Annotated in this window: 4 protein-coding genes and 1 pseudogene; 4 read left to right on the top strand and 1 reads right to left on the bottom strand. The window is 36.3% G+C overall.

Features of this window, described 5'->3' with window-relative positions; all coding sequences use genetic code 11:
• Positions 1 to 1,875, top strand: a 1,875-nt coding sequence (locus A5844_RS08720) for a BspA family leucine-rich repeat surface protein (RefSeq protein WP_179190576.1), incomplete at its 5' end; no start/stop codon positions are given.
• Positions 1,876 to 1,883: 8 nt separating this feature from the next.
• Here the strand turns inward: A5844_RS08720 and A5844_RS14640 are convergent.
• Positions 1,884 to 2,768, bottom strand: a pseudogene (locus tag A5844_RS14640) (transposase); the annotation flags it as partial.
• A gap of 193 nt (positions 2,769 to 2,961) precedes the next feature.
• Here A5844_RS14640 and A5844_RS08705 point away from each other — a divergent pair.
• The 3 genes from A5844_RS08705 to A5844_RS08695 are packed head-to-tail and all read left to right on the top strand — an operon-like array spanning position 2,962 to position 6,196.
• Positions 2,962 to 3,570 carry a DUF624 domain-containing protein gene (locus A5844_RS08705; RefSeq protein WP_086284807.1) on the top strand — a complete coding sequence of 203 codons (609 nt, stop codon included), beginning with the start codon at positions 2,962 to 2,964 and terminating at the stop codon, positions 3,568 to 3,570.
• Positions 3,571 to 3,602: 32 nt separating this feature from the next.
• A complete protein-coding gene (locus A5844_RS08700) occupies positions 3,603 to 5,708 on the top strand; it encodes a helix-turn-helix domain-containing protein (protein ID WP_086284806.1) in 2,106 nt (701 codons plus the stop codon).
• On the top strand, positions 5,705 to 6,196 hold the full coding sequence (locus tag A5844_RS08695; protein WP_086284805.1) for a hypothetical protein: 492 nt from the start codon (positions 5,705 to 5,707) through the stop codon (positions 6,194 to 6,196). The genes A5844_RS08700 and A5844_RS08695 overlap by 4 nt, the downstream gene beginning before the upstream one ends.
• Positions 6,197 to 6,449: the final 253 nt, after the last annotated feature.

Below are 6,449 nucleotides of genomic sequence, written 5' to 3'. Positions count from 1 at the left end.
TTCATGGCGAACTACGACGGGACTCAACATGCGGATACTTATGTTTGGCAATCTAAAGCATTAATCTTTGGTGGTGTCAGTTATGATTATAATGCTACATCAGCTGTCCTCACCTTAACAGGAGGTACAGTAAGCAATGCTTCAGATTGGGCATCGGTAACGAAGGCTGATGTGAAGAAAATCGTCTTTAGTGGAGATGTGGATGTTGCACCCAACACATCCTTACAGGATCTCTTTGCTAGTATGACCAATCTCACTGTTATTGAGAATGCGGACAAGTTGAATACAAGTAATGCTACTAATATGAGGGGTATATTCTATGAAGATTTAAACTTAGCGAGTGTCGATGTTTCTTCTTGGGATACCAGTGATGTCACTGATATGCGATATATGTTCCAAGGCGCCATAAAATTAACGCATCTTGATCTCTCTTTCTGGGACATGAGTAAAGTAACCACTAGGACTGATATGCTTAAGGGCTTGACAGCTCTTAAAGAACTGAAGTTAGGATCTAAAACTCAAATTGATAGTACCAGTCTTCCGGCTGTTCCATCTAATGAAACCTACAGCGGTAAATGGCAAAATGTTGGCTCAGGTACGGTTGATGCGCCTAAGGGCTCAAACATTTGGACCTCTTCAGAGTTCATGACGAACTACGATGGGACTCAACATGCGGATACTTATGTTTGGCAATCTAAAGCATTAATCTTTGGTGATGTTACTTATAACTATGACGCTGCATCAGCTATCCTCACCTTAACAGGAGGTACAGTAAGCAATGCTTCAGATTGGGCATCGGTAACGAAGGTCGATGTGAAGAAAATCGTCTTTAGTGGAGATGTGGATGTCGCACCCAACACTTCCTTGGAGAATATGTTTTATAATCTGTCTAATCTGACAGTTATTGAGAATGCGAATAAGTTGGATACCAGTAATGCCACTAGTATGTTTTATATGTTCAGTGGAACCTCACAATTAACGAGTGTTGATGTCTCTTCTTGGGATACGAGTAATGTCACTAGTATGGCTGCTATGTTCCGTGATGCCTCACAATTAACGAGTATTGATGTGTCCGCTTGGGATACGAGTAATGTCGGTGTTACGTCTCATATGTTCCAGGGCGCTTCAAGTTTAGAAAGTCTTGATCTTTCTCACTGGGATATGAGTAAAACTACTGATTTTTATAGGACCCAGATGTTGAGTGGTTTAACATCTTTGAAAGAACTGAGGCTAGGGGCTAAAACTCAAGTTGCTGGCACAGGCCTTTCAGATGTTCCATCTGATATGTCCTACACTGGCAAATGGCAAAATGTTGGCTCAGGTACAGTTGCTGCGCCGCAGGGCTCAAACATTTGGACCTCTTCAGAGTTCATGGCGAACTACGACGGAGCTCAACATGCGGATACTTATGTTTGGCAGTCTACGTATGCGGATCTTATCGATGTTGAAGTGCCCGATGAAATGATTTTTGGCCAAGTGAATGGCAATGATGCCCTCGAATCAAAGGATACTTATTTGATCAAAAACTATGCATCAAATTCAGGAGTAGAAATCAGTCTATCAGATTTCAATGTTGATTATGCCAATACAGAGACAAGTGGGAACTCAGAGTCTGTGTTGAAAGATGCGTTCAAAATATTCTCACTGCGCTCACATCAGTACAGTGAGTCTGCTGCAGATGATACGGTTAACTTATTAGAATTACAATCTGGTGCTTCGCCTGTTAAATTGACACTCTTAGGGCCAGATATTGGCGGTGGTGCCGTTCCAAGTAGCACTTCGCTTTCTTTAGAAGGAGAAATTAACTCTTCCTTACTTCCTAAGAGACAGAAAGTGCAATACAACCTAAACATGAATTTCTCTGCAGTTCCATAAGTAGAAGGGGTGGGACAATAGTCCTGTTTCAAAATGAAAATGAGTGTGACTTTGATAGATATTGTCAAAGTCACACTCGTTTTTTCTATTACATACACTTTTCTTTCCATATATTTCTTTCCCTGATTTTCTCGAATTTAGAGCCATAAGAACCAAGCCAACGTCGCTCTTCACTCCTTGTTTTCCACGTAAATGGAAACGATGGAACGCCAATTGAGTCTTTAGATGACCAAACACTGTTTCGACATCGGTCTTTTCGTTTCCAATCAACCGAACCTGTTTTTCCTCTAAAGGCTTCTTTTTATATTCTGCTTTGAAATAGCGTCACGTGTTACTCACTGAAATTTGTCGTAGCCAATCACTTTTGGCTTTTGTACATTAGCTACGAACAGAACAGTCTAGACAATTTTCACATCCATATACTTTAAAATCACGTATAAATCCGCCTTTGTCATTTCTTCTGCTGTTCCTTTTAAAGGCTGTCTTTTAGTCGGACAGATAGATTCATCTTGTTCTTCAAGATAGAGTCATTTTTCACCGCTAAATGGATTACTCTCGTACTTCTTTTGGCCTTCTTTGTAATAGCGGTTATAGATGATTAAGAGGTTGTGCAGAAAATCAGTGATATACCTATCATTTTCTTCACTGCCATAGTCAGCATCTGCTACAATATATTCCGACAGTTCTTTATGTTGATCTAAAAAACGGACTAAGAAAGGATTCAATCTTTTTGTATCTGTTGGATTTGAGAAAAGATCATAAGCTAAGACGTACTGATTTTCTTTCGCAATTTGTAAGTTAGATCCTGGTTTTAGGTGTCCATTACGCATATAGTCAACTTTCATGTGCATGAAAGTTGCGTCTGTGTCTGTTTTGGAAAAACTATTTTGTTTTAAAGAACGAACTTCCAATTTGATTCTAAGCTATTTTTAGGTGCAAAGATTTATTCCTAGGCATACACTTCTCTTCAATTAGCGATAAAAAAATACATACAATATAAAAGATTACATATGTACATTTACACGAGAATCCGCTAAATTATGCGTAGAAAGGTCTGTAATCAACGAATAAAAAACGGAGGGGAAAATGGATAATTTAACATTAAAAAGTATCAAATTAGGAGAACGGTTACTGTTTATTTTTAAACTACAATTATTTTGGTTGATCGCAACGTTCAGATATTTCGTCGTTGCTGGGATTTTTCCGGCAACAACGGTTGTGATTGAGAAATTACATCAAGTATTTCAACAATCTGAAGGAATCAATGATCTGACTCGACAAAATTTTTTGAAGGAGACAAAGGCTTATCTAAAACAAGCGAATCAAGTCGGGTACCTTGCACTACTTATTTTTATTATTTTTTTTCTCGATTTACATATATCTGCTCAATTGATTCAAGATCATTATCTTCATTATCCGTTACTTGTTCTATTTGCTGTGGTTGCTGTGAGTTTCCTCTATCTTTTTCCTTGTTTGGCAAGATACGAGTTAACAGTGATCAATAGCTTTAAGCAAGCCTTTTTTTTAGTACTAAGTAATATCACTAACACGATTGCGATGATATTAGGTATAGGGCTGGTGCTTATTCTTTTGATCTTACTGCCATTTTTCATCATTATGCCAATCCCATTATTTCTTTTGCCTGTTGCTTGGTTTAGTTACCAAGCAATGATTAAGTTGGAGAAAAATCAATGATCGTGTATCTTCGGTAAAGAAAGGAGAGAACGATGCAGAAATTAATCAACATCTTGAATAAAAATATTCGCCCAACCCATATTTCCCCTTATCTTTATTGTTTCCTTGTTCCCTTTGTCGTCCTTTCAATCAGTATCACGTATGTCATAGTTCAAAATGAGCGAAAAGAGATAACAAGACAAAATGAACGTTCGTTAGAATCAGTCCACCTTGCCATTTATGAAAAGTTTTCCCTGTTGAATACGATGGCGTTTGATATGTCTATGAATCCTGTGATGCAGTACTTGAATTATCCAAAAGACGAACAATTAAATGAAGTAGAGATAGAACTAAAACAATATGCTGTGTTAAGCCAATTTGTTGAAAATATCTATCTTTATTATGATAAGCAAGAAAAGATCTATTCAACAACAGGAACTAATGATTTATCCTTACTATTCTCCCTTCGTTACAAAGAGGAGCACATTAATCCTTCTAATTTTATGGCAAATTTGGACAGTAATAAACCAAGTTTCTTACCTTCGAAAAATTTTATTTTTTATTTTGCACCTTTCAACGTGAACAGTAATCGTATAGGGCGGGTAATCTACGTGATCCCCAAAAATGAATTTGCACATCTTGTCAAAGATAGCCAAGGCATGTATCAAGATACAATAGTTTTTTTTGAGAATCAACAGTTATTTGTAACTAGTGAAAATAAAAAAATCCAACAAATGCCGACTAGTAAAAAAATGCAAACAGGGGCAACGGATTTTTTGATTACTCAAAAAAAAGACAAGACGTTAGGTTTGACGATGTATTCTGTGACTGCTAAAAGCTATATTCTAGATATGGTAGTGCCCATTCTTTGTACTGTGGTGGGTCTGTTGATCTTGTTTTTGGTAATGGGATTCATCACTGTGTTTTACATCAGTTATAAAGCCTATAAGCCCATTGCTAAATTAGATAAACTATATCAACAAATTGTTCAGGAATCTGCCCAGGATGAGGATCTTTTTGAATCTATCGGAAATTTGATGGTGAGCCAAAATACAGCCTTGATTCAAGATGAATGGCATCTCCGTCAAATGAAAACTTCCTTGTTTTGGGAGCAACTATTAACAGGTGTAAAAAAGACACTTACCCAAGTCAAAGAAGGACTGGAAGACATCGGCCGTACCTATCAGGGAAATATTAAGTATATCGTAGCAATCCATTCAGAAACTTTTTGTACTGAACCACAGCAAAATTTAAAAATCAAATCAGTATTGACGTTTGATTTACCTATCAAACGTAGTGGATATCAGATTGATGCCATTGAATTGATCCATCAAGGGATGTTTGCTTTTGTCTTGCAATTTGACGAAATGTTAGAGAAAAAGATCCAAAAAGATTTCTTAGATTATCTAGAAGGAATTAGTCAGGCGAAGGTTGAGTGCTATTTTGGAGATTGTGTAGAAAATATTCTAAACGTTCATCTATCTTATATAAGCGCACAAACAAAAAAGAAATCTTATGAAAAAAGAAATAGTAGTGAAACAGTTTTTCCAGAAAAGGAAATGTTCACTCTTCTTTCAGCCATTCGTTTTGCTGCACATGATCTGGCACTTCAGACAATTAACTATTTATTGGAACAAGGAAAACGCAAAAATGTCTCAGAAAGTTATTATTATTATATTTTAAATGGGCTATTGATGAATGCTCAAGAAAATCAAATTGAACTTCCAGAGAAAGCGTTGATCCTGGACTTTAGTGATTTACATAATCAATTTGTTAAGATAGCAAATAAAATGATGGATGCTTATCAAGAAAATGCGAGAGAAAAGAAGGCAGCATTGGAACAAGAAATATTACACATCATTCATACCCATTTTGCTGATCCACAGTTTTCTTTAGAAAAACTATCCACTCAATTTGATGTTTCTTTATCAAAAATGAGCCAAATGGTGAAAGCAGAAACTGGCAATGGATTTAGTAAATATGTACAAAATCTGCGTATTGAAAAGGCCAAAGAGTTGTTATTGACGACTGACTTGTCTATCAAAGAGATTGTGGAACAAGTGGGGTACACAGATTTATCTAATTTTACTCGAAAATTTCGCCAAAGTGTGGGAGTCCCACCTGGGAAATTTAGTCGATTAGGAGGAAAACTTCCATGAAAAAAATTCTTTTGATAGTGGCTCTTCTCATTTGTGTGATTGGAGTTGTTGGCCTTGTGATTGATTCTAGTAAAGCAGCAGATGCCATCCTGAATGGTGAAAACAACGAGCCAGATGAGCAGAAAACGATGAATGAAGATGTTCAAGCAGTGCAAGCATTATTTGAAGAAAGCTTAGAAGCTTCAAATGAAGAAAATAGCGAAAAGTATGTCGCGCTACTGATTCCTAAAGCAAGAAAAAATACACAAAAAGAACTGGAAAATTTTTTTGATGAATACACAGTAAAGAATACATTACAGTCATTTAAACTATTGAAACATGACGGCGAACATTTATTAGCGGAAGCAAGGGTAAAATCGGTCAAATTGGATAAATCCACAGACAAATACAAAGATCATATTGCTACAAGTAATGTGACGTTTGTAAAAATCAATGGAGAGTGGTTGATTGAGATGACAACCATGATTCATACCCAATTTTTGGAGTAACAAGAGATGGAAAAGAATCTGATCAACTATTGAATGGTTGATCAGATTTTTACCTAGCTTTTTTGTTTAGGGCAGAAAATAAAAAAGCTTGGAAATTATTTTGATGAGATGTGTCATATTTTAAAAATTAGTTATAAAGAGCGGTTTATCAAGGTTCTTCAATGAAAAATCACGTATTTCTTTTTTTAGTTCATTTGATAAACTGGAGATATCAACATTGATAACGCTTTCTTTAAGGAGAGGTAGATTGGAA

Origin of the sequence: Candidatus Enterococcus wittei (assembly GCF_002140175.1) — a bacterium.
Lineage (GTDB): Bacteria > Bacillota > Bacilli > Lactobacillales > Enterococcaceae > Enterococcus_B > Enterococcus_B wittei.
The sequence above is the reverse complement of the archived record's forward strand: the minus strand, read 5'-3'. Positions and strand labels throughout refer to the sequence as shown.